This is a genomic window from Mycobacterium sp. GA-1199 (assembly GCF_001500045.1).
Taxonomy (GTDB): domain Bacteria; phylum Actinomycetota; class Actinomycetes; order Mycobacteriales; family Mycobacteriaceae; genus Mycobacterium.
The window spans coordinates 240,483-261,560 of the sequence record NZ_LQIX01000045.1; the positions used below are offsets into that span (position 1 = coordinate 240,483).

Annotated in this window: 21 protein-coding genes and 1 pseudogene; 16 read left to right on the forward strand and 6 right to left on the reverse strand. The window is 68.7% G+C overall.

Features of this window, described 5'->3' with window-relative positions; all coding sequences use genetic code 11:
- Positions 1–3 precede the first annotated feature (3 nt).
- Positions 4–612: a maleylpyruvate isomerase family mycothiol-dependent enzyme gene (locus AU198_RS20715; protein ID WP_064350494.1), complete on the forward strand. Its 609-nt coding sequence runs from the start codon at positions 4–6 to the stop codon at positions 610–612.
- An 80-nt stretch (positions 613–692) separates the two neighbouring features.
- On the opposite strand, the gene AU198_RS20720 is transcribed toward AU198_RS20715, so the two are convergent.
- The 3 genes from AU198_RS20720 to AU198_RS20730 are packed head-to-tail and all read right to left on the reverse strand — an operon-like array spanning position 693 to position 3,352.
- Positions 693–1,745 carry an NAD(P)H-dependent amine dehydrogenase family protein gene (locus tag AU198_RS20720; RefSeq protein WP_064350431.1) on the reverse strand — a complete coding sequence of 351 codons (1,053 nt, stop codon included), beginning with the start codon at positions 1,743–1,745 and terminating at the stop codon, positions 693–695.
- 22 nt (positions 1,746–1,767) lie between these two features.
- Positions 1,768–2,574, reverse strand: coding sequence for an SDR family NAD(P)-dependent oxidoreductase (locus AU198_RS20725; RefSeq protein WP_231744733.1), 807 nt, complete (start codon positions 2,572–2,574; stop codon positions 1,768–1,770).
- A 37-nt stretch (positions 2,575–2,611) separates the two neighbouring features.
- Positions 2,612–3,352, reverse strand: coding sequence for a hypothetical protein (locus AU198_RS20730; protein WP_064350432.1), 741 nt, complete (start codon positions 3,350–3,352; stop codon positions 2,612–2,614).
- 112 nt (positions 3,353–3,464) lie between these two features.
- Here AU198_RS20730 and AU198_RS20735 point away from each other — a divergent pair, with 112 nt between their 5' ends.
- The 3 genes from AU198_RS20735 to holA are packed head-to-tail and all read left to right on the forward strand — an operon-like array spanning position 3,465 to position 6,792.
- On the forward strand, positions 3,465–4,286 hold the full coding sequence (locus AU198_RS20735; protein ID WP_064350433.1) for a ComEA family DNA-binding protein: 822 nt from the start codon (positions 3,465–3,467) through the stop codon (positions 4,284–4,286).
- Between the two features lie 56 nt (positions 4,287–4,342).
- Complete coding sequence (locus tag AU198_RS20740; RefSeq protein WP_064350496.1) at positions 4,343–5,836, forward strand: ComEC/Rec2 family competence protein; 1,494 nt, start codon at positions 4,343–4,345, stop codon at positions 5,834–5,836.
- A gap of 14 nt (positions 5,837–5,850) precedes the next feature.
- Positions 5,851–6,792, forward strand: a complete 942-nt coding sequence (holA, locus tag AU198_RS20745; RefSeq protein WP_197416182.1) for a DNA polymerase III subunit delta — start codon at positions 5,851–5,853, stop codon at positions 6,790–6,792.
- A gap of 6 nt (positions 6,793–6,798) precedes the next feature.
- On the opposite strand, the gene rpsT is transcribed toward holA, so the two are convergent.
- Positions 6,799–7,059, reverse strand: coding sequence for a 30S ribosomal protein S20 (rpsT, locus tag AU198_RS20750; RefSeq protein WP_064350435.1), 261 nt, complete (start codon positions 7,057–7,059; stop codon positions 6,799–6,801).
- A gap of 286 nt (positions 7,060–7,345) precedes the next feature.
- Between rpsT and AU198_RS20755 the strand changes: the two genes are divergently transcribed.
- Genes AU198_RS20755 through AU198_RS20765 form a run of 3 tightly spaced genes read left to right on the forward strand, consistent with a single transcriptional unit; the run spans position 7,346 to position 10,680 of the window.
- Positions 7,346–8,854, forward strand: coding sequence for a circularly permuted type 2 ATP-grasp protein (locus tag AU198_RS20755; RefSeq protein ID WP_502689312.1), 1,509 nt, complete (start codon positions 7,346–7,348; stop codon positions 8,852–8,854).
- Positions 8,855–8,869: 15 nt separating this feature from the next.
- Positions 8,870–9,841: an alpha-E domain-containing protein gene (locus AU198_RS20760; RefSeq protein ID WP_064350437.1), complete on the forward strand. Its 972-nt coding sequence runs from the start codon at positions 8,870–8,872 to the stop codon at positions 9,839–9,841.
- A complete protein-coding gene (locus AU198_RS20765) occupies positions 9,841–10,680 on the forward strand; it encodes a transglutaminase family protein (RefSeq protein WP_064350438.1) in 840 nt (279 codons plus the stop codon). The genes AU198_RS20760 and AU198_RS20765 overlap by 1 nt, the downstream gene beginning before the upstream one ends.
- Before the next feature lie 4 nt (positions 10,681–10,684).
- On the opposite strand, the gene AU198_RS20770 is transcribed toward AU198_RS20765, so the two are convergent.
- Positions 10,685–11,545 carry a ribonuclease Z gene (locus AU198_RS20770; protein ID WP_064350439.1) on the reverse strand — a complete coding sequence of 287 codons (861 nt, stop codon included), beginning with the start codon at positions 11,543–11,545 and terminating at the stop codon, positions 10,685–10,687.
- A 208-nt stretch (positions 11,546–11,753) separates the two neighbouring features.
- Here AU198_RS20770 and AU198_RS20775 point away from each other — a divergent pair, with 208 nt between their 5' ends.
- Entirely contained in the window at positions 11,754–12,182 is a 429-nt protein-coding gene (locus AU198_RS20775) for a CBS domain-containing protein (RefSeq protein ID WP_064350440.1), read from the forward strand.
- A gap of 40 nt (positions 12,183–12,222) precedes the next feature.
- A complete protein-coding gene (locus tag AU198_RS20780) occupies positions 12,223–12,780 on the forward strand; it encodes a GNAT family N-acetyltransferase (RefSeq protein WP_082691142.1) in 558 nt (185 codons plus the stop codon).
- A 121-nt stretch (positions 12,781–12,901) separates the two neighbouring features.
- Here AU198_RS20780 and AU198_RS20785 read toward each other — a convergent pair whose 3' ends face one another.
- On the reverse strand, positions 12,902–13,513 hold the full coding sequence (locus AU198_RS20785; protein WP_064350442.1) for a type II toxin-antitoxin system PemK/MazF family toxin: 612 nt from the start codon (positions 13,511–13,513) through the stop codon (positions 12,902–12,904).
- On the opposite strand from AU198_RS20785, the gene lepA reads away from it, so the two are divergent.
- The 7 genes and pseudogenes from lepA to AU198_RS20820 all read left to right on the forward strand — a co-directional run bounded on the left by lepA (position 13,502) and on the right by AU198_RS20820 (position 21,071).
- Complete coding sequence (gene lepA / locus AU198_RS20790) at positions 13,502–15,448, forward strand: translation elongation factor 4 (RefSeq protein ID WP_156431699.1); 1,947 nt, start codon at positions 13,502–13,504, stop codon at positions 15,446–15,448. The two genes, AU198_RS20785 and lepA, sit on opposite strands and share 12 nt — an antisense overlap.
- Before the next feature lie 6 nt (positions 15,449–15,454).
- Positions 15,455–16,174 (forward strand): sensor domain-containing protein, encoded by a 720-nt coding sequence (locus tag AU198_RS20795; RefSeq protein WP_064350444.1) that lies wholly within the window; start codon positions 15,455–15,457, stop codon positions 16,172–16,174.
- 114 nt (positions 16,175–16,288) lie between these two features.
- Positions 16,289–16,516, forward strand: a pseudogene (locus AU198_RS26945) (sensor domain-containing protein); the annotation flags it as partial.
- A 204-nt stretch (positions 16,517–16,720) separates the two neighbouring features.
- Complete coding sequence (locus AU198_RS20805; RefSeq protein ID WP_064350497.1) at positions 16,721–17,713, forward strand: isopenicillin N synthase family dioxygenase; 993 nt, start codon at positions 16,721–16,723, stop codon at positions 17,711–17,713.
- A 63-nt stretch (positions 17,714–17,776) separates the two neighbouring features.
- A complete protein-coding gene (locus AU198_RS20810) occupies positions 17,777–18,733 on the forward strand; it encodes a LysR family transcriptional regulator (RefSeq protein WP_064350446.1) in 957 nt (318 codons plus the stop codon).
- 43 nt (positions 18,734–18,776) lie between these two features.
- On the forward strand, positions 18,777–20,009 hold the full coding sequence (locus tag AU198_RS20815; RefSeq protein ID WP_064350447.1) for an acyl-CoA dehydrogenase family protein: 1,233 nt from the start codon (positions 18,777–18,779) through the stop codon (positions 20,007–20,009).
- A 15-nt stretch (positions 20,010–20,024) separates the two neighbouring features.
- A complete protein-coding gene (locus tag AU198_RS20820) occupies positions 20,025–21,071 on the forward strand; it encodes a hypothetical protein (RefSeq protein WP_064350448.1) in 1,047 nt (348 codons plus the stop codon).
- The last annotated feature ends 7 nt before the right edge of the window (positions 21,072–21,078 follow it).

Sequence of the window (21,078 nt, forward strand, 5' to 3'; positions counted from 1 at the left end):
CCGATGCAGATGGCGCGCGAGGAGCGCGAGGAGTTCGCCGCGCTGCTCGACCAATTGACCCCGAAGCAATGGGATCAGCCGAGTCTGTGTACCGGCTGGCGGGTTCGCGATGTGGTGGCTCACGTCATCAGTTACGAGGATCTGAGCAGGCCCCGTGCAGTGGCACGGATGGCATGGGGTGCACTGCGCTACCGGGATCCGAACGCGATCGGCGTCGCGGTGAACGCGGCCAAGCCGCCGTCCGAACTCACCGCGCTGATGCGCAAGTACGCCACGCCCCGTGGCAGCACCGCCGGTTTCGACGGACGCATCGCGCTCACCGACGGGATGGTCCACCAACAGGACATCCGCCGACCGCTCGACATGCCTCGCGTCATCGAGCCCGAAAGACTGTCCGTCGCATTGGAATTCACCAAGTACGCGCCCTTCTTACGGGGAGCGTGGCGAGCGCGCGGGTTGCGGCTCGTCGCAACGGATCTCGACTGGACGCACGGCAGCGGTCCGGAGGTGAGCGGCCCCGGCGAGGCTTTGCTGATGGCGATGGCTGGGCGAGGCGCTGCGCTCAGCGATCTCGACGGACCCGGGAAAGCGACGCTGGCGCAGCGGCTCTGAGAGGTCGGTTCTGCCGACGAGCGCTCATCCTCGTGCGGTTTCAGTCCCGGTCTTCGTACCGCACTGAGCGCTCGGCGCCGTCACACCGCGGCGCGGCCGGTGACCGGAGGCAAGTCCTTCAGCGTCACGATGCCCGCCGGCGCCGCGACCACCGCGGGTACCGCGTTGGTCACAGGCAGAGCGGTATAGATCATGCCCAGGCCCATGAAGCCGGGTTCGGCCCAGTCCTTCGGCGGCAAGCAGTGCAGCACCGTACGCATGTTGGGCAGTCCGAAAACCTGTATCACATGGCCGTGTTCGAGCGGCTTGGGCGGGGTGACGTATTCGCCCATGATCCAGTTGAATCCGACGCTGACGACATTCTTCTCACCGACCCAGCCGCGGTGGTACCCGTGGACACCGGCGACGGTGCCCTTCGGAATTCGCATGAACCCGAGGTCGGAATCGTCGGTGGCCGCAGTGAACTCCACGTCGAAGGTCATCCGGTCGAGCTTGGCGCCGATCGCGTCGGCCATCATGGCCGCCGACTCGGCGAACACCTCGCTCTCGCGGCGCACACTTTCGGCCAATCCGGGCGTGTTGGGGTCTTGCGAGAAGCCCATCGCGGTCTGCGTTCCCGCCGACTCGTAGGTCGAGCAGTCCACCGACTCGGTGATGCGGATCTCGTCGACCCGTTCGCAGGCGCCGGAGAGCACCATCCCGACCATGTTGCTCATGCCCGGATGCGCACCGCTGCCGAAGATCGTCGAATTGCCCTTCTCGCAAGCGTTTCGGATCCGGTCGAGGTCCTCGGGGGTCTGCTTGCCGCCGGTGATCCACGCCGCGCTCGAGCAGACGTTGACGCCCGCCTCCAGGAGCCGGGTCAGCTCGTCGATGTCGGGCCACAACGGGTTGTAGCAGCAGGCGTCGGGCCGTTGGGCCAGCAGCGCATCGATGTCGTTGGTGGCCGTCACCCCGGTGGGTTCGGGCCAGCCGGCCAGTTCTGCGGCGTCGACACCGACCTTGTCCGCGCCGTGGGCGTAGACGCCGACGAGCTCCATATCGTCGCGTCCGATGATCGCGTGCAGCGACCGGCGGCCGATGTTGCCGGTGGTCCACTGGATGACGCGCAGCGGCCGGTCAGGTGTCGTCACGAAACTCCTCGGTGTCAACCATTTACATGTGGGTGCCGCCGTCGACGCGGACCTCGGTGCCGGTGACGAAGTAGGCTTCCGGCGCGGCGAGCATGGCGACGACGGCGGCCACGGCGTCGGGTTTGGCGAACATTCCGTCACCGTCGACGGGCAGTGTCGGCATGATCTTGCCGAACAGCGTGTAGTCGGCGTCCTCCGGCAGGCCCGGTCCGACGCTCTGGCCGGAACGTCCTGTGCCGTCGGTCATTCCCGACGAGATCGACCCGGGCTGCACGCAGTTGAAGCGGATGCCCTGCTTGCTGAACTCGAGCGCCAAGGTGTGTGTCATGGCCTGGATGCCGCCCTTCGACGCCGCGTAGGCCGACATGTAGGGATGCGCGAAGTTCGCCGATGTCGAGCTGAAGTTCACCACCGCCGGGGCAGTGCCGGTTCGCAGCGCGGGCAGGGCTTCGCGGGTGACCAGAAACGTCCCGACGAGGTTGACCCGCAGAACCTGCTCGAAATCGGCGAGCGTCGTGTCGGCGAAGTGGGCCGACCGAAGGATTCCGGCGGCGTTGACGAGCGCATCGAGGCCGCCCATCGTGGCGACCGCGTGTGAAACCCCGGCGACCACCGAATCCTCGCTGCCGACGTCCATCACCACGGTGGTGAGCCGGGCTCCCGATTCACCGGCCTTGGCCTCGGTGTCGGCCAGTCCGGCCTCGCTGACGTCGGCGGCGACCACGGTGCCACCCTCGTCGAGAATCCGCAGGACCGTCGCCTGGCCGATACCAGATCCGCCGCCGGTGATCAGTACCCGACGGTCGGTGAACCGCTGCAACGTCGCCACCGGGGGAATGCTAGTGCGTCCGTGGGGCCCGGCTGGGCTATTCAGGGTCGCGCTCGGCGGCGTCTTCCGAGGCGGATGCATCGGCGTCGTCGGCGGGGCCGGACTTGTCGACGACGGTGTCGGTGCCGGCCGGCAGCGCCGGGGTTTCGGATTCGTCGGGCAGCGAGAGCGCCACCCCGAGTGCGAGGAAGAACAGAATGAACAACGGCCCGCCGAGGTACATGTTCATCGGACCGCCCGGGGAGATGAAGCTGCCCGGCGGCCCGATGATCGTGATGGTCTCGATCAGCTGCTCGACGGCGAAAACCGCGGCGACGATGCCGAGCCAGCGTGGGAAGCGTCCCTCGTTGGCGGCCAACAGAATCGGTGCGGCGACCATGATGTCGGCCACGGTCAGCAGGGGTCCCCACATCGTGACCACGTCGGCGAGCGCCCGCGCGGTTCCGGAGCCCAGATCGGCGGGGTGCAACGACAGCCCGGCGGTGAACCAGGTCGCGATGCTGATCTGGACCAGGACGACCGCCGACCCGATGGTGAACACGAAAGCGTACGGTCCCGTGAGTCGGTCCCGGGCGTGACCGAGCACCACCACCAGGGCCAGCGCACCGAATGCCAGCAACAACGCCTGGGTTCGCATCGCGCCGGAGTGCTCGTTGAGATGGGTGACGATGTCGAGTCCCGGGCGGTCGATCCCGGGTAACGCCGGAACCATCAGCAGCGCAACGGCGTACAGCACCGCGAACGCGATGGCCGCGACCATCGGCACTCGACGATCCACATCAACACTGTAGACATCGGCCCTATCCCCAACGCTCATTTCATCCACAGGGCGAGTCGCCGGCCAGCGTTGGCGTGGTCAACGGTCGGTGTGCGCACCTAACTTCACATGCATGCGAACTGAATTGCCTGCCGAGCGCACACAGCGCAGGCTGGGTGCCGAAGTGGAACCCGGGTGCGACGATGAGGACCGCCGACCGGACACCTCATTGACCCGTTGGCTGCCGGAGTCCGCCGGCAGCGGCGCGGGCGGTTGGCTCGCCGCGGTGCGCGCAGACCCCGGCCGAGCCGGCGTCGTGGCGCTCGGCGGAGTCGGTGTCATTGCCGTGCTGGTCACGGTATTCGTCCTGCTGCGCGACGACAGCCCAGCGGTGGCGGCGGCCAAACTGCCGCCGGTGGAGATGGTTTCGTCAGCGAGCCCGACGCCGGGTGGCGCATCGCGGGAGCCGGGAGGGCCCGTCGTCGTCAGCGTCGTGGGCCTGGTGCACAAGCCGGGGCTGGTCACGCTGGCCGACGGCGCCCGGATCGCCGACGCGCTCACCGCCGCGGGTGGGCCGCTGGACGGCGCCGACCTGGTGGGGCTCAACATGGCCAGACGGATCGCCGACGGTGAGCAGATTGTCGTGGGCATCGCGCCTGCGGCGGGTGAACCGGCCGCCATGGGGAGCTCCGTCAGCACGGGCGTCGCGGCGCCCGCGTCGACGAACACACCTGCGATGGGGGACGGCAGCACACCGCCGGGCGGGACGGTGGACCTGAACACCGCGACCGTCGAGCAGCTCGACACGCTGCCCGGTATCGGGCCGGTGACCGCCGCGGCGATCGTGGCCTGGCGCGACGCCAACGGCCGGTTCACCAGCGTCGACCAGCTCGGCGACGTCGACGGCATCGGACCGGCGCGGTTGGAGAAGCTGCGCGACCACGTGCATGTGTGATTCCGGTGGCGGACGCCGACGCGGCCCCACTGGATCTGCGCCTGGTCCCGGCGGCGATGACCAGCTGGGCGGTGACGGGCGCCGGGATTCTGTGGCCGGTCGGCGGGTCAGCGGTCGCCGCCGTCGCGTCGGTGGCGGTCACCGCGGCGGTGGGGTGGTGGGGTAGTGGCCGCCGGGCGGGAGCCGACGGGAAAGCGGTCGGCGCAAGCGTGCTGGCGGTCGGGTTGGTGGCGGCGGGCTTCGCGATCGCGATTGGTTTGCGGGTCGACGAGGCGCGCGACCATCCGATCACCCAGCGCTACGGAACGGTCGCCGCCGTCGTGGTCACCCCGACGGAAAGCCCGCGAGCACTCGGCGGCAACCGGACGATGTTCCGTGGTTCCCTGGTGGCGTTCGACGGACGTGAAATGTCCGGTCAGGTCCTGGTTTTCGCGTCGACCACCCGCATCGGGGAGCTGACCGCGGGCACACCGGTGGCGTTTCGGGCGCGCGTTGGGCGGCCCACGCGGCGGGATCTGAGCGTGGCGGTGCTGTCGGCCATGGGGGATCCCACCTACGGCGAGGCGTCCGCCGTTCAACGTGCGGCCGCCGAGGTCCGCGCCGGGTTCTCCGGGGCCGCGCGACGGTCGCTGGCCGCCGATCAGGCCGCGATGCTGCCCGCGCTCGTGCTCGGCGACACCTCGGCCGTGCCGCCTCAGACGACGGCCGACTTCCGGGCGGCGGGATTGACACATCTGACCGCGGTCTCCGGGGCGAACGTGACGATCGTGTGCGGGGCCGTCCTGTTGAGCGCGGGGCTCATCGGTCCACGGGCGGCGGTCGGCCTGGCGGCGATTGCGCTGCTGGCGTTCGTGGTGGTCGTGCAGCCGAGTGCGAGTGTGCTGCGAGCCGCGGTGATGGGGGCGATCACGTTGTTGGCGGTGCTGTCGCACCGGCGCCGGCAGGCCATTCCCGCGTTGTCGGCCAGCGTGCTGGCGTTGATGATCGGAACCCCGCAGCTCGCCGTCGACGTCGGGTTCGCGCTGTCGGTGTCGGCGACGGCGGCCCTCGTCGTACTGGCGCCGGTGTGGTCGCGGCGCCTCGTCGGCCGGGGCTGGCCCAAGCCGGCCGCTGACGCGCTGAGCGTGGCCGCCGCCGCGCAACTGGTCACTGCTCCGCTCGTGGCCGGGATGGCCGGGACGTTCAGCGTCGTGTCGGTCGCAGCCAATGTTGCAGTGGCCCCGGTGATTCCACCGATCACCGTGCTCGGCACCGCCGCGGCCGCGCTGAGCCGGGTCTGGCCCGCCGGCGCGGACCTGCTGATCCGGTTCACCGGGCCGGAAGTGTGGTGGCTGCTGCACGTGGCCGACTGGGCGGCGGGCGTTCCGGGGTCCTCGGTGTCGGTGCCGTCCGGGCTTGTGGGCGTGATGCTGACGGCGGCCGTCGGAGCGGCGGTGGTGCTCGCGTGGCGCTTCCGCGTTGTGCGCCTCGCGGCGGGTGCCGCCGCGGTGTGCCTGTTGGCGTGGACGGTGTCGGGGGTGTCGGCTGCGCGTGACACGATCGGGGGGTGAGCGAAGCGTCGCAGTTGCATCTGGTGCTCGGAGACGAGGAGCTGCTGGTCGAACGCGCGGTGGCCGCGGTTCTCAAACAGGCCCGCAAACAGGCTGGCGTGCACGACATTCCGGTCGATCACCTGCGCGCCGGCGAGGTCAGCACCAGCGAACTGGCCGAATTGCTGAGCCCGTCGCTGTTCGCCGAGGAGCGAGTGGTGGTGTTGGAATCGGCGGGCGAGGCGGGAAAGGACGCGGCCGCGCTCATCGCGGACTCCGCGGCGGACCTGCCGCCGGGCACCATACTCGTCGTCGTGCACTCCGGTGGCGGGCGCGCCAAGGCGCTGGCCGATCAGCTCAAGAAGCTCGGGGCGCAGGTGCATCCGTGTGCGCGCATCACCAAAGCCGCCGACCGCGCCGACTTCGTCCGCCGTGAGTTCCGCGCATTGAAGGTGAAGGTCGGCGAGGACACCGTCACCGCGGTGCTGGACGCGATCGGCTCCGACATTCGCGAGCTGGCGGCGGCCTGCTCGCAGTTGGTCACCGACACCGCCGGGGCGGTCGACGCGGAGGCGGTGCGCCGCTACCACTCGGGCAAGGCCGAGGTGAAGGGGTTCGACGTCGCCGACAAGGCGGTCGTCGGCGATGTGGCCGGGGCGGCTGAGGCGCTGCGGTGGGCGATGATGCGCGGCGAACCGCACGTCGTGCTGGCCGACGCCCTGGCCGAGGCGGTGCACACCATCGCGCGGGTGCGGCCGTTGTCGGGCGACCCCTACCGGCTGGCGTCAGAGCTCGGGATGCCGCCCTGGCGCGTGCAGAAGGCGCAGAAGCAGGCGCGGCGATGGTCGAACACCACCGTCGCCGAGGCGATGCGGTTGGTGGCCGCGCTCAATGCGGATGTGAAGGGGGCCGCGGCGGATGCGGACTACGCGCTGGAGGCGACGGTGCGGCGCGTCGCCGAACTCATCGAAGATTGAGCGGACTCAGAGCTTGTTGAACGCGGAAGCCAGCGCCGACTTGCGGTTGGCGGCCTGGTTCTTGTGGATCACGCCCTTGCTGGCGGCCTTGTCCAGCTGACGGCTGGTCGAGGCAAGCAGCTCCTGCGCCTTGTCCTTGTCGCCGGCCTCGACGGCCGCCCGGAAGCCACGCACCGCGGTGTGAAGCGACGACTTGACCGACTTGTTGCGCAGCCTGCGGCGCTCGTTGGTCCGGTTGCGCTTCTCCTGCGACTTGATGTTGGCCACGCGTGTAGTCCTTCGTAAATCCTGTAGGGGTTTCCCAAAGTCTGGTAGGCGCCCGGTAGGCGGGCAGCGAGGGTTCAGGTTACCAGCGGAGTGGGTAAATGCCCAAAGTGAGTCCTCTGGCCTGCCGATATGTCCGAAGTGTTGCAGCATGGCAGGGGTGAGCCTGCGAACCCTGCCGACCCAGTCCGCACGAGTGTCTCGGAGCCCACGTAAGCAGGACAAGCGATATCAGGGCGTCTTCGCCGGATACAGCGATCCCGCAAGCTACGCCAAGGCCTTCGACGAGATGTTCGACGCCCAGGGCAACGTGAGGGGCCCCTACAAGGGCATCTACGCCGAGCTCGCCCCGTCGGATGCCTCCGAGCTCGAAGCCCGCGCCGACGCGCTCGGCCGCGCGTTCATCGACCAAGGCATCACATTCTCGCTGTCCGGCCAGGAACGTCCCTTCCCGCTCGACCTGGTTCCGCGGGTTATCTCCGCCGCGGAGTGGACGCGCCTGGAACGCGGCATCATCCAGCGGGTGAAGGCGCTCGAGCTCTACCTCGACGACATCTACGGCGAGCAGGAGATCCTGCGCGACGGCGTCATCCCGCGTCGGCTGATCACCTCCTGTGAGCACTTTCACCGCGAGGCCGCGGGCATCGTGCCGCCCAACGGGGTGCGCATCCATGTCGCGGGCATCGACCTCATCCGCGACGCCAAGGGTGACTTCCGCGTGCTGGAGGACAACCTGCGTTCGCCGTCCGGGGTGTCCTACGTGATGGAGAACCGCCGCACGATGGCGCGGGTGTTCCCGAACCTGTTCGCCACCCACCGGGTTCGCGCCGTCGGTGACTACTCGTCGCATCTGCTGCGGGCGCTGCGCAATGCGGCGGCCAACAACGTCGCCGACCCCACAGTCGTCGTGCTCACGCCCGGCGTCTACAACTCGGCGTACTTCGAGCATTCGCTGCTGGCCCGGCAGATGGGTGTCGAGCTGGTGGAGGGCCGCGACCTGTTCTGCCGCGACAACGCCGTCTACATGCGCACCACCGAGGGCGAGCGGCAGGTCGACGTCATCTACCGGCGCATCGACGACGCGTTCCTCGACCCGATGCAGTTCCGGCCCGACTCCGTGCTCGGCGTCGCCGGGCTGCTCAACGCGGCCAGGGCCGGCAACGTCGTGATCTCCAGCGCCGTCGGCAACGGCATCGGCGACGACAAACTCGTCTACACCTACGTGCCGACGATCATCGAGTACTACCTCGGCGAGAAGCCGCTGCTGGCCAACGTCGACACGTTCCGATGCTGGCTCGACGAGGAACGCGAAGAAGTGCTCGACCGCATCGACGAGCTCGTCATCAAACCGGTCGAGGGCTCGGGCGGCTACGGCATCGTGTTCGGGCCGGACGCGTCGGACAAAGAGCTCGCCGCCGTCGCCAAGAAGATCCGCAACGATCCGCGCGGCTGGATCGCCCAGCCCGTCATGCAGCTGTCCACCGTGCCCACCCAGATCGGTGACCAGCTGGTGCCGCGGCACGTCGACCTGCGCCCGTTCGCGGTCAACGACGGCGACGACGTGTGGGTGCTGCCCGGCGGGCTGACCCGGGTCGCGCTGCCCGAGGGTTCGCTGGTGGTCAACTCCAGCCAGGGCGGCGGATCGAAGGACACCTGGGTGCTGGCCTCGCGCACCTCGGTCGCCGACCGCGAGCTCGGCGCCGCCGAAGTGGTGCGCAAGCTGCCCAAGTCCGCGCGCGGGCCCAAGGCCGAGAGCAGCGACGGGCAGACCCAAGACCAACAGCAACAGCAGCAGTAAAGGGGTGGTGCGCTGATGTTGGCCCGCAACGCCGAATCCTTGTACTGGATCGGCCGGTACGTCGAACGCGCCGACGACACCGCCCGCATCCTCGACGTGACCGTGCATCAACTGCTCGAAGACTCCAGCGTTGACCCCGACCAGGCCTCGCGGACGCTGCTGCGGGTGCTGGGAATGGAGGCCCCCGACGCGCCGTTGGACGTGTGGTCGCTCACCGACATCGTCGCCTTCAGTCGCGGCACCCAGGGGTCGATCGTCGACGCCATTTCGGCGGCTCGCGAAAATGCCCGTGGCGCACGAGAAGTCACGTCCACCGAAATCTGGGAGTGCCTCAACACCACCTACAACGCGCTGGCCGAGCGGGAACGGGCCGCCAAACGTCTCGGGCCGCACGAGTTCCTCTCGTTCGTCGAGGGCCGCGCCGCGATGTTCGCCGGGTTGGCCGACTCGACGCTGTCGCGCGACGACGGCTACCGCTTCATGGTGCTCGGCCGGGCCATCGAACGCGTGGACATGACCGTGCGGCTGCTGCTTTCGCGGGTCGGGGACAGCGCGTCGTCACCGGCGTGGGTGACGCTGCTGCGGTCGGCGGGTGCACACGACACCTACCTGCGCACCTATCGCGGCGTGCTCGACGCAGGTCGCGTCGTCGAATTCATGTTGTTGGACCGGCTTTTCCCGCGTTCCATCTTCTATTCGCTGCGACTTGCCGAACACAGCCTCGACGAGTTGATGAACCGACCCCATAGCCGACTCGGCGCCACCGCCGAGGCGCAGCGGCTCCTCGGCCGGGCCCGCAGCGAGTTGGAGTTCCTGCGCCCCGGTGTGCTGCTCGAGTCGCTGGAACAGCGGCTGGCCGACCTGCAGAAGACCTGCTTCGACGTCGGAGAGGCGTTGGCGTTGCAGTACTTTCACTCCGCACCCTGGGTGGCATGGCACGATGCGGGCCACAACGGCACGCTCGTCATCGAAGAAGGTGAGCTCTGATGTGGCGGATGCGGGTCGTGCACTCGACCGGGTACGCATACAAGTCTCCGGTGACGGCGTCGTTCAACGAGGCGCGGCTGACGCCGCGGTCGGACTCGCGGCAGAACGTGATCCTCAACCGCGTGGAGACCGTGCCGGCCACCCGCAACTACCGCTACGTCGACTACTGGGGGACCGCGGTCACGGCGTTCGACCTGCACGCACCGCACACCGAACTGGAGGTGACGTCGTCGTCGGTCGTGGAGACCGACCCCGACCAGATGCCCGAACGCGAAGTGACATGGGAGGACCTGCAATCCGAGGCGGTCGTCGACAGATTCGACGAGGTCCTCGCGCCAACCCACTACACCCCGGCGAGCAAGCGCATACGCCGGGTCGGTCAGCGCATCATCAAGGACCGCACGCCGTGCGAGGCCGTCACCGCGGCCGCGTCGTGGGTGCGCAGCGAGTTGGCGTACGTCGCGGGCACCACCGGCGTGCACTCGTCGGGGCTGGACGCGTTGCGCGAGGGCAAGGGCGTCTGCCAGGACTTCGCCCACCTGACGCTGATCCTGTTGCGCTCCATGGGTATTCCTGCCCGCTACGTGTCGGGGTATCTGCACCCGAACCGCAAGGCGGCGATCACCGACACCATCGACGGGCAGAGCCACGCCTGGGTGCAGGCGTGGACCGGTGGCTGGTGGAACTACGACCCGACGAACGACGCCCCGATCAACGAGCAGTACATCAGCGTGGGTGTCGGCCGGGACTACTCCGATGTCACCCCGCTGAAGGGGATCTACTCCGGCGAGGGCTCGACCGACCTCGACGTCGTCGTCGAGATCACCCGCCTGGCCTGACCGATCACCCGGCCGGCCTGGCGGAGATGCCGGGATGCACCTCGACGCGAAGCAGATCGTCACCGAGTTCGATCTGCCGGTCGAAGACCGACGCCGCCAGCGCGCGCCAGTCCTCTTCCTGCCCGGGCTCGATCGCGGGCACATAGTGGGTGAGGACCAGGATGCCCACCCCCGCGCGCGCCGCGGTTTCGGCTGCCTGCTCGACCGAGGAGTGATAGTCGCAGATGTCGCGGATGCGCTGCATGGCCATCCTGTCGACCAGATCCTTGCGAATCACGGTGTGCACCAACGCACCTGCGCCCGCTGCGAGTTCGTCGAGGCTCTCGCAGGGGACGGTGTCGCCGGCCAGCACCACCGAGGCGTCGGCGTGCTCGACGCGGAAGCCGATGGTCGGGGTGACCGGGCGGTGGTCGGTGGGCGCGACGCGGATCGTCACGTCGTCGCGGTTCCACACCTCACCCTCGGTGTACTCGTGCACCTCCACCGGCGGCGGCGCCGTCAGGTCGGCGTGGTGCGCGATCCGGTATCCGATGTCGAAGCCGAACGCCTTGAGGGTGTGCTCGACCACCTCGGCGGTGCCCGGCGGTCCGATGATCTGCAGCGGGGGCTGTTCGGGCGTGAACGTCGACACCCATCGGGTGATGATCACGTCGCCCAGATCCGCGATGTGGTCGCTGTGCAGATGCGTCAACAGCAGCGCGGACAATCCGTTGGCGGGCGCGCCCGCGGCCGTCAGGCGTTGCTGCACACCGCGACCGCAGTCGATCAGAAACGTCTGCCCGCCCGCGCGCACAAGCGTCGACGGTCCGGCGCGGTGGGCGTCGGGGATGGGACTTCCGGTGCCAAGCAGTGTGATCTCGATCATGGCCCCACATATACCCGAGCGGCGCGGCGAAGGGGACTTCGAAACCGGCCGAAACGGCATTCCGGCAGGTGTGTACTCGACTTTTCGCTGCTGGAATGCCATTTCGCGACTTCGCGGCCCGAGTGTGACCGGGTTGCAACCTCGCAAAGCCTTCCGCGCCGACGCAGTCCAACCTAGCCTGTGAGGAAGATCACGAGCGGAGGCAAGGATGCGGATCGCGGACGTGTTGCGGAGCAAGGGCGCCGCGGTGGCCACGATAACTCCGGAGACGTCGGTCTCGGGATTGCTCACCGAGCTGGCGGTGCACAACATCGGCGCGATGGTCGTGGTGTCGCCTGACGGCCTGATGGGGATCGTCTCCGAGCGCGATGTCGTGCGGGCGCTGCACCGCCGAGGCGGCGAACTGCTCACCAAACCGGTGTCGGAGATCATGACCACGCTGGTGGCGACCTGCGCTCCCGACGATTCGGTCGACAGCCTCAGTGCGTTGATGACGACGAATCGGGTCCGGCACGTGCCGGTGATGGAGAACGGCAGGCTGGTGGGCATCGTGAGCATCGGCGACGTCGTCAAGACGCGGATGGAAGAGCTCGAAGCGCAGCAGGAGCAGCTGCAGGCTTACATCACCCGTGGCTGACGTCGAGGTCGCTCCGGCGGCTCGCCGGCATGTGCGCGAGATGTCTGCGGTGCTGGCGCGCGCGTTCTACGACGACCCGGTGATGAAGTGGATGCTGCCGAAGGACGCTGCGCGGGAGCGCGCGCTGGCACGGGTGTTCGCCACCATGACTCGCCACCATTTCCTGCGCACCGAAGGAGTCGAGGTCGCGGGCGGCCAGCGCATCGGGGCCGCCGCGCTGTGGGACCCGCCGGGCGAGTGGAGGCAGAGCGGGCTGCAGGAGCTGCGCATGATGCCGGCGTTCATCCGGGCGATGGGAGCCAATGTGCGGCGCGGTCAGGCGATGGCCGAGCTGATGAAGCAGCACCACCCCGAGGAACCGCACTGGTACCTGGGGGTGATCGGCAGCGACCCGACGGTGCGCGGCACCGGATACGGGCAGGCCCTGATGCGCTCGCGCCTCGACCGCTGCGACGCCGAGCACGCGCCCGCGTACCTCGAGTCCAGCAACCCCGACAACATCGCCTACTACCAGCGCTTCGGGTTTGACGTCACCGGCGAGATCACGTTGCCCGACGGCGGCCCGCCCATGTGGCCCATGTGGCGGGAGCCACGATAAGACAGATGTGGCGGGCGCCGCGCTGACATCCCGCAAGCGTCCGCGAGCGACCGCGGATTGCCACGCGCGCGCGGCGTGTCGCGGGGCAGACGCGGTCACTCGCGGAAAAGGGCGTGGGAGGTCAGCTCCAGGAGTATTCGGCGCGTAGCCGCGCGGCGACCACCTCGAACTTCTCCCGGGCCAGGATCGCCCCTTCGCGGCGGATACCGTCTTCGGGAACGTCGAGCACCCGGTCCAGCCGCACCCAACTGGCTCGCCCCTCGTAATCCCAGGTACCGGTGCCGATGCCCACCCAGTCCGGATCGTCTCGGTGGTGGTCCTGGCTGGAGAGCATCAGGCCGAGCAGCGTGGACCGGTCGCGGCCCACCACCAGAACCGGTCGGTCTTTGCCCTGCGTCGGGTCGTCCTCATAGACCACCCACGTCCACACGATCTCGCCCGGGTCGGCCCGGCCGTCGAGGTCGGGGGCGTACACCACCTTGCGGGCGCGGTGGGCGGTCGGTACGAAGTGACGGCTGACCGGGCGTCCGGTCGTGATCGCCGGCGCCTCGTCCCGCGATGTGCCGGCGATCGCGTCCAGACCGATCCTGATGCCCTGCTGGATACCGCGCTGCACGGTCTCGGACTGACCGATCTGACGGATGATCTTCGGCGCCTCGTTGAACACCAGATTCTCGGCAATCCTCTGGAATGTCTGCAATGGTCTCCAGGGCGCAGGCATATTTCCGAGCATAAGCGAGCGCGGCCCAGCACGATTGTGTGCTTCCGGCGCCGCCTGGATACGCTGGTGACACCCGAAGTCCGCCTTCACCAGGAGATTCCCATCAGCACTTTCGCCGATCAGACCTTCACGGCGCCGGCGCAGATCCGGAACTTCTGCATCATCGCCCACATCGATCACGGCAAGTCGACGCTGGCCGACCGGATGCTGCAACTCACCGGCGTCGTCGCCGATCGTGACATGCGCGCGCAGTACCTCGACCGGATGGACATCGAGCGTGAGCGCGGCATCACGATCAAGGCGCAGAATGTCCGGCTGCCCTGGAAGCTTGGGGACGAGGACTACGTACTGCACCTGATCGACACCCCCGGCCATGTCGACTTCACCTACGAGGTGTCGCGTGCGCTGGAGGCGTGCGAAGGTGCGGTGCTGCTCGTCGACGCCGCCCAGGGGATCGAGGCGCAGACGCTGGCGAACCTCTACCTGGCCCTGGACCGCGACCTGCACATCATCCCGGTGCTCAACAAGATCGACCTGCCCGCGGCCGACCCCGACCGGTACGCCGCCGAACTCGCCCACATCATCGGCTGCGAACCCGACGACGTGCTGCGGGTCTCCGGGAAGACCGGCGCGGGTGTGGCCGATCTCCTCGACCACGTCGTGCGCGAGGTGCCCCCGCCGGTCGGCGACGCCGACGCACCGGCACGGGCGATGATCTTCGACTCGGTCTACGACACCTACCGCGGCGTGGTGACCTACGTCCGCGTCGTCGACGGCAAGATTGTGCCCCGCGAACGCATCAAGATGATGTCCACCGGCGCCCACCACGAATTGCTCGAAGTGGGAATCGTCTCGCCCGAACCCAAGGCCTCCGCGGGCCTGGGGGTCGGTGAGGTCGGCTACCTCATCACCGGCGTGAAGGACGTGCGCCAGTCCAAGGTCGGTGACACCGTGACGACCGCGCGCCACGGCGCTGCCGAACCGCTCACCGGGTACCGGGAGCCTCGACCGATGGTGTACTCGGGGCTGTATCCCGTTGACGGCTCGGACTATCCGGACCTGCGCGACGCGCTGGACAAGCTGCAACTCAACGACGCAGCGCTGACATATGAGCCCGAAACCTCAGTGGCGCTCGGATTCGGTTTCCGCAGCGGCTTTCTGGGCCTGCTGCACATGGAGATCACCCGCGAACGCCTCGAGCGCGAGTTCAACCTCGACCTGATCTCCACGTCGCCCAACGTCGTGTATCGCGTTGTGCAGGAGGATAATTCGGAAGTCACCGTGACCAACCCGTCGGACTGGCCGGAGGGCAAGGTCCGCACGGTCTACGAGCCGATCGTCAAGACCACGATCATCGCGCCCAGCGAGTTCATCGGGACCATCATGGAGCTGTGCCAGTCGCGGCGCGGCGAACTCGGCGGCATGGACTACCTCTCCCCGGAACGGGTGGAGCTCCGCTACACGATGCCGCTGGGCGAGATCATCTTCGACTTCTTCGACGCGCTGAAATCGCGCACCCGCGGCTACGCCAGCCTGGACTACGAGGAGGCCGGTGAACAGGAGGCCGACCTGGTCAAGGTCGACATCCTGCTGCAGGGTGAGCCGGTCGACGCGTTCAGCGCGATCGTGCACAAGGAGTCGGCGTACGCCTACGGCAACAAGATGACCACCAAGCTCAAGGAGCTGATTCCGCGCCAGCAGTTCGAGGTTCCGGTGCAGGCGGCGATCGGGTCGAAGATCATAGCTCGCGAAAACATCCGCGCGATCCGCAAAGACGTGCTATCGAAGTGCTATGGCGGGGACATCACCCGCAAGCGCAAGCTGCTCGAGAAGCAGAAGGAAGGCAAGAAGCGGATGAAGACCATCGGCCGGGTCGAGGTGCCCCAGGAGGCGTTCGTCGCCGCCCTGTCCACCGACTCGTCGGCGGCCGACAAGGCCAAGAAGTAGGCCGGCGTGCGCGCGGCGGCGATGACGGCGGCACTGGTGGGCGCATGCGCGATCGTCGCCGGCTGTTCGGCGTCCGCGGGCGAGGCGCCGGCCCCGCGGGTCGCCGAGGTCGTCAAACCGTCGCCGAACCGAATGCTCGACCAGGCGCTGCCCACCGCCGAGGAGCTGACCACGATGTTCGGGGCCGGAGGCTTCATGGGCCAGGTCGTCGAAGGTGGCGCCGACATGCTGCTGCAGGGTGTGCGCGAGGCCGAGGCGACACCGCTCGACTGTGTGAGCACCGGATACCGGTTGGAGAAGGTCGTGTATCGGGCCAGTCCGGTGCGGTCGGTGGTCAGCCAGTCGTGGGCCGGCGGTGACGCCAACGGCCCCACCGTCACCGGGTTCTTCGGGGTGGTCGAGTTCATCGACGCCGATGCCGCGCAGGAATTCTTCGCCACGTCGGCTGACAAGTGGCACCGGTGCAACGGCCAGACCCTGGTGTTGAACCAACCCGAGCGCGGCGCACAGGGATCCAGCCGGATCACCGAGGTGGGCGTCGACGACGAGATCGTTTCGGCGGTGGTGATGCAGGACGCCGGATCGACGCTGCAGCGGGCCCTCGGTGTGGCCGGCGATTGCATCGTGGAGGTGGAGATCGCCGACGTCGCCGGACCCAGTCCGACCGGCGCCCGGCACGCGACCGCGGTCGCCGACCTGATGATGGACAAAATCGCCCAGTCCTGAGGACGCGGACGAGATTGTCGGCCACGCCGCGGATGTGCGGCAAGTCGGTCCCAATACCGCGGTGACTCGATTCGGCACGGCTTCGCGGCTGTTCGCCGCAGGTGCAGCCGCGCCATGTACGGCGCCGAGGGGCCGGTGTGTGGGCAGTGGGTGGACCGATGTGCGCGACCAGGTGGCGCGCGAACCCGACGACGACAACAACCACTGGGTCGAACAGACCGCGTGCTTTACACGTCGGCCGAGCATGCGCAGCGCTTCTTCGACGAGTCCAGGGCGCCGTGGGAGGGTTGCGCCGATTCCACTGTGGTCGTAGGCAGTTCGGAAGATTCGTACGTGTGGAAACTCAGGGAGGTCCGCACCGACGGAAAGATGATCACCCAGGTCACACCCCAACTGGATTCGACGGCTGGGCCTGCGAACATGCATTGTCGACCGCGTCGAACCGGGCCGTCGAGGCGCAACCGGGTGTTTCACGGTCCCTTCACGCCCCTGCAGCCTTTGTTGAGGCGGATGGCCGATGGCGGGGCGGCGAACCACAATGACCGTATGCTTCCGGTTCTCGATCTTGCCCAGGCGGACACCCGGCCCGACCGGTTCCGGGCCCGCCTGCGCGAAGCCGCGCACGACGCCGGGTTCTTCTATCTGGTGGGGCACGGTGTCCCGCGCGCGCAGATCGAACAGGTGCTCGGTCTCGCACGCGAATTCTTCGCCCTGCCGACGGAGACGAAGAACGACATCAGCCAGTTGAAAAGCCCGCAGTTCCGCGGGTATTCGCGCATCGGCGGTGAGCTGACCAACGGCCGGGTCGACTGGCGAGAGCAGATCGACATCGGTCCGGAGCGGCCCGCCATCGACGGCGCCGAGGGCTACTGGCGGCTACAGGGCCCCAACCTGTGGCCGTCGGCGCCGGCGGGCTTCCGCACCGCCTTCGAGGGCTGGACCGAAGCCCTGTCGGCCGTGGGGCTGCGGCTGTTGCGGCACTGGGCGGTCTCGCTGGGCGCGGCGGAGAACACATTCGACGCGGCATTCGCCGACCGCCCCGCCACCTTGCTGAAGGTCGTGCGATACCCCGGCACCGCCGACACCTCGCAGGGTGTCGGCGCGCACAAGGATTCGGGCGTGCTGACCCTGCTGCTGGTGGAGCAGGGATCCGAGGGCCTGCAGGTCGAAGGCGCCGCGGGGGAGTGGATCGACGTGCCCCCGCTGCCCGACGCGTTGATCGTCAACATCGGCGAACTGCTTGAGGTCGCGACCGGAGGCTATCTTCGCGCCACCCGCCACCGCGTGCTCGCACCGCCGCCGGGCACCGACCGCGTGTCTATCCCGTACTTCCTCAATCCGGCGCTCGACGCGTTGGTCCCGATCATCGAGCTGCCGCCGCGGTTGGCGGAGCTGTCGCGCGGTGTCGAGGCCGATCCGGACAACCCGATCTTCAACACCTACGGCGAGAATGCGTGGAAATCGCGCACCAGGGCCCATCCCGACGTCGCCGAACTGCATCACGGCATCACGCCGAAAGGCGTTGCGAGCGCCCATTGAGGCGATTACATCGGGCTGATCGCAACCGTCGGCAATTGGGGATCGCGCAGTTATGTTTCGCCCGTGTTCGATGTGCGCCGGTTGGTGGTGTTGCGGGAAGTTGTGAGCTGTGGCTCGCTGTCGGCGGCCGCGCTGGCGCTGAACTACACGACATCAGCTGTGTCACAACAGATCACCGCTCTGGAACGAGACATCGGTTCGACGCTTCTGGTGCGCGGCCCGAGCGGGGTGCGGCCGACGGCCGCGGGCATCCGGCTGCTCGAGCACGGCGACGTGATCATCGCGGCGGTCGCGACGGCCGAACGCGATCTGGCGCGGATGGCCGGCGCCCGGGCCGGTGCGGTGCGGGTCGCGTCCTTTGCCACCGCGGCCGCGACCCTGCTGCCCCGCGCGATCGCGCGTTTCCGCACGCTGTGCTCCGACATCGACGTCGCACTGGTTCCCGCCGACCCCGAGAAGGGCGTCGGGATGCTGGTGGCGGGCGAGGTCGACGCGGCGGTCATCACGGAGGTTCCCGGCGAGGACCCGGAGTTCCCGCGGGTCCACAGCGACGCGGTCTACGACGACGAGTTCTATGCGGTCCTGCCCGCGAGCCACCGGCTGGCGGCCGCGTCGGCGGTGCCGTTCGCGGCGCTGGCCGAAGAACAGTGGATCGTCAGCACCGAAACCGGGGTGTGCCCCGATGTCCGGGTGTTCGAAAGAGCCTGCCGACACGCCGGATTCGCACCGTCGGTGACGTTCCGCGCTGAGGACTACTCGACCGTGCAGGGCCTGGTGGCCGCCGATCTCGGGGTGTCGCTCGTGCCGTCGCTGGCCGCTCACGGCGGTGTCCACCCCGGTGTGGTGTTACGGCGGATCGTCGGCCGTGCACCGGTGCGGCGCATCTGCGTGGCTACCGCGAAGGCGCCTGCGGCCAACACACCGCTGACTACCTTTGTGTCTCTTATCCGCTCGGCCGGCGCCCACCTGCGTGCCGAGAGCGCTTACAGCGTTGCTGAACGCCCCTTCAGCGTCGCTTGACCCCGGTTCCGCCCCACCGCTGACGATCTTAGATTGGCCAACCATGACCACCACCGAAAGCACCACGCCCGTCCTCACTTCGGCCGAGCAGGCGCTGCACACCGCCCATCTGATCGCGGCCGACATCGCTGCCGACGCGGTCGAGCGGGAACTCAGCGGAATCTGGCCCGAAGCGGAGCTCCGCCGGATCGGCGACTCGGGGCTGCTGGGCATCGTCGTCCCCGCCGCGCATGGTGGCCCCGACCTTCCGCGCGCCACCGCCGTCGAAGTCCTACGCATTCTGTCTCAGGCGGATTCGGCCGTCGGCCAGCTACTGCTCTCCCATTACGTGTTGAGCCAGGCGATCAGCGGGCTCGGGGACAACGAGCCGGCGCCGCACATCTACCGCGACGTGCTAGCCGGCGCCCAGCTCGGCAACGCAACCGTCGAACGCGGCACCCGGACCAGCGCGGAGCGGCGGACCACCGTGGTCCGCCAGGCCGACGGCACGTGGCGGCTCAACGGCACGAAGTACTACGCGACGGGAACGCTCGGGGCGACGTGGATCGCCGTCGCCGCCCGCATCCCCGACACCGAACCATCGCACGGTGCAACCGTTTTCGTCCGGCCCACCGATGCCGGCGTCACCCTCAACCTCGACCGCTGGTCCTCGTTCGGGCAGCGCGGCACCGCCAGCGGTGAGGTCGTCTTCGACAACGTCGTCGTGGAGGGTGAATTCGTCATCGACGAGGGACCAGACCCCGATCCGGTCACCGCGCCGCCATCAGTGCTCGGAGCGTTCGACCAGGCCCTGCACGCCGCCGTCGACATCGGAATCGCCCGCGCCGCACTGGAGGACGGCGCACGGTTCGTCACCACGAAATCGCGCCCGTGGTTCGAAGCGGGAGTCGACAACGCCGCCGACGAACCGCACGTGGTGCGCCGGTTCGGTGAACTGACGGCCCGCCTGTACGCGCTCGAGGCGCTGCTCGCCCAGGGTGCAGGCCTGGTCGACGACGCGTTGAGCGCACCGGAGCTGACCCGCGACGCCGCGGCCGCCGCGTCGTTGCGGGTGGCCGCGGCCAAGGCGCTGGCACAGGAGTTCGCCGTCGAGATCGCCAGCGGCATCTTCGAACTGGCCGGCGCATCGGCCACCGACCGCGGGCACGCGCTGGACCGGCACTGGCGCAACGTGCGCGTGCACTCGCTGCACGATCCCGCCCGCTGGAAATACGTCCACATCGGCAACCACACCCTTCGCGGCACCAAACCGCCGCGGCTCGGTGTCCTCCTCTGAAACGAAGGATTCGCCATGACAGGCTTCTATCTCACCGGCAGCATCAACGTCGCCACCGTCGACGACGCGTTCGCCCTGGTGGGCAACCGGCTTCAGCCCGGCGTGACCCGCGTCCCCGACGGCGAACCCGGCGACCGCGCCAACTGGGTGCTCACCCAGGCCGACCACTTCCTGGCCAACCCGACCCTGGACGTCGTTGACGGCAAGGTCCGGGTGCGCGCCGGGACACCGGTGTCGTTCGGTGCGCTCGACTACCACAGCGTGGCCGCCGGCTCCTACGCCCGGTTCATCGCCGCTCGCCGCGACGGCGTGCTGGCCGAGGACTCGCGTTTCCTGGTGTCCATCCCGACACCCTTCAACGCCGTGAACTCGTTCGCGCAGTTCGACTCTCAGGCCGAGGTGGCCTACGCCTACGAGCAGGCGTTACGGCTCAGCGTCGAGGCGCTGCAGGAGGCGATCCCGCCGAGCGACCTGGCGATTCAGTGGGACCTGCCGACCGAACTGGCGACCATCGAGGGGTGGTTCCCCAACCCCTACGGCGGTTTCGAGCCGATCTTCGCGGCCACGGCCCGGCTGGCGTCCTGGGTCCACGACGACGCCGAGCTGACCTTCCATCTGTGCTACGGCGATTCGAAGTTCGGCGCGTCGCCGTTCATGGGTGATCCACCCGACGAGGAGGCGGCCGCCCGCGGAGGCCGGCACATCCTGCCGCGGGACGCCTCGGCGATCGTCACGCTGGCCAACGGGTTGTCGCGCCATGTGCCGCGCCGCGTCGACGCCATCCAGGCGGCGACGGTCGCGGCCTGGAACAGGCGGGCGCATTGGCAGCCGCTGAGCGGACTGGCGCTGGAAGCCGGAACCGAGATCTACCTCGGCTTGCTGCACGCCGAAGACGGTGCGCACGGCGCGCGGGCGAGGGCGGCGCTGGCGTCGGAGTTCCTGCCGGAGTTCGGGATCTCCACCGAATGCGGGCTCGGCAGGCACTCCACCGAACAGCTCGAGGCGGTGCTCGTCGCGTGGAGCGACTACGCCGCTTCCCGCCAGCCCGCCCTGGCCGGCTGAGACGCGA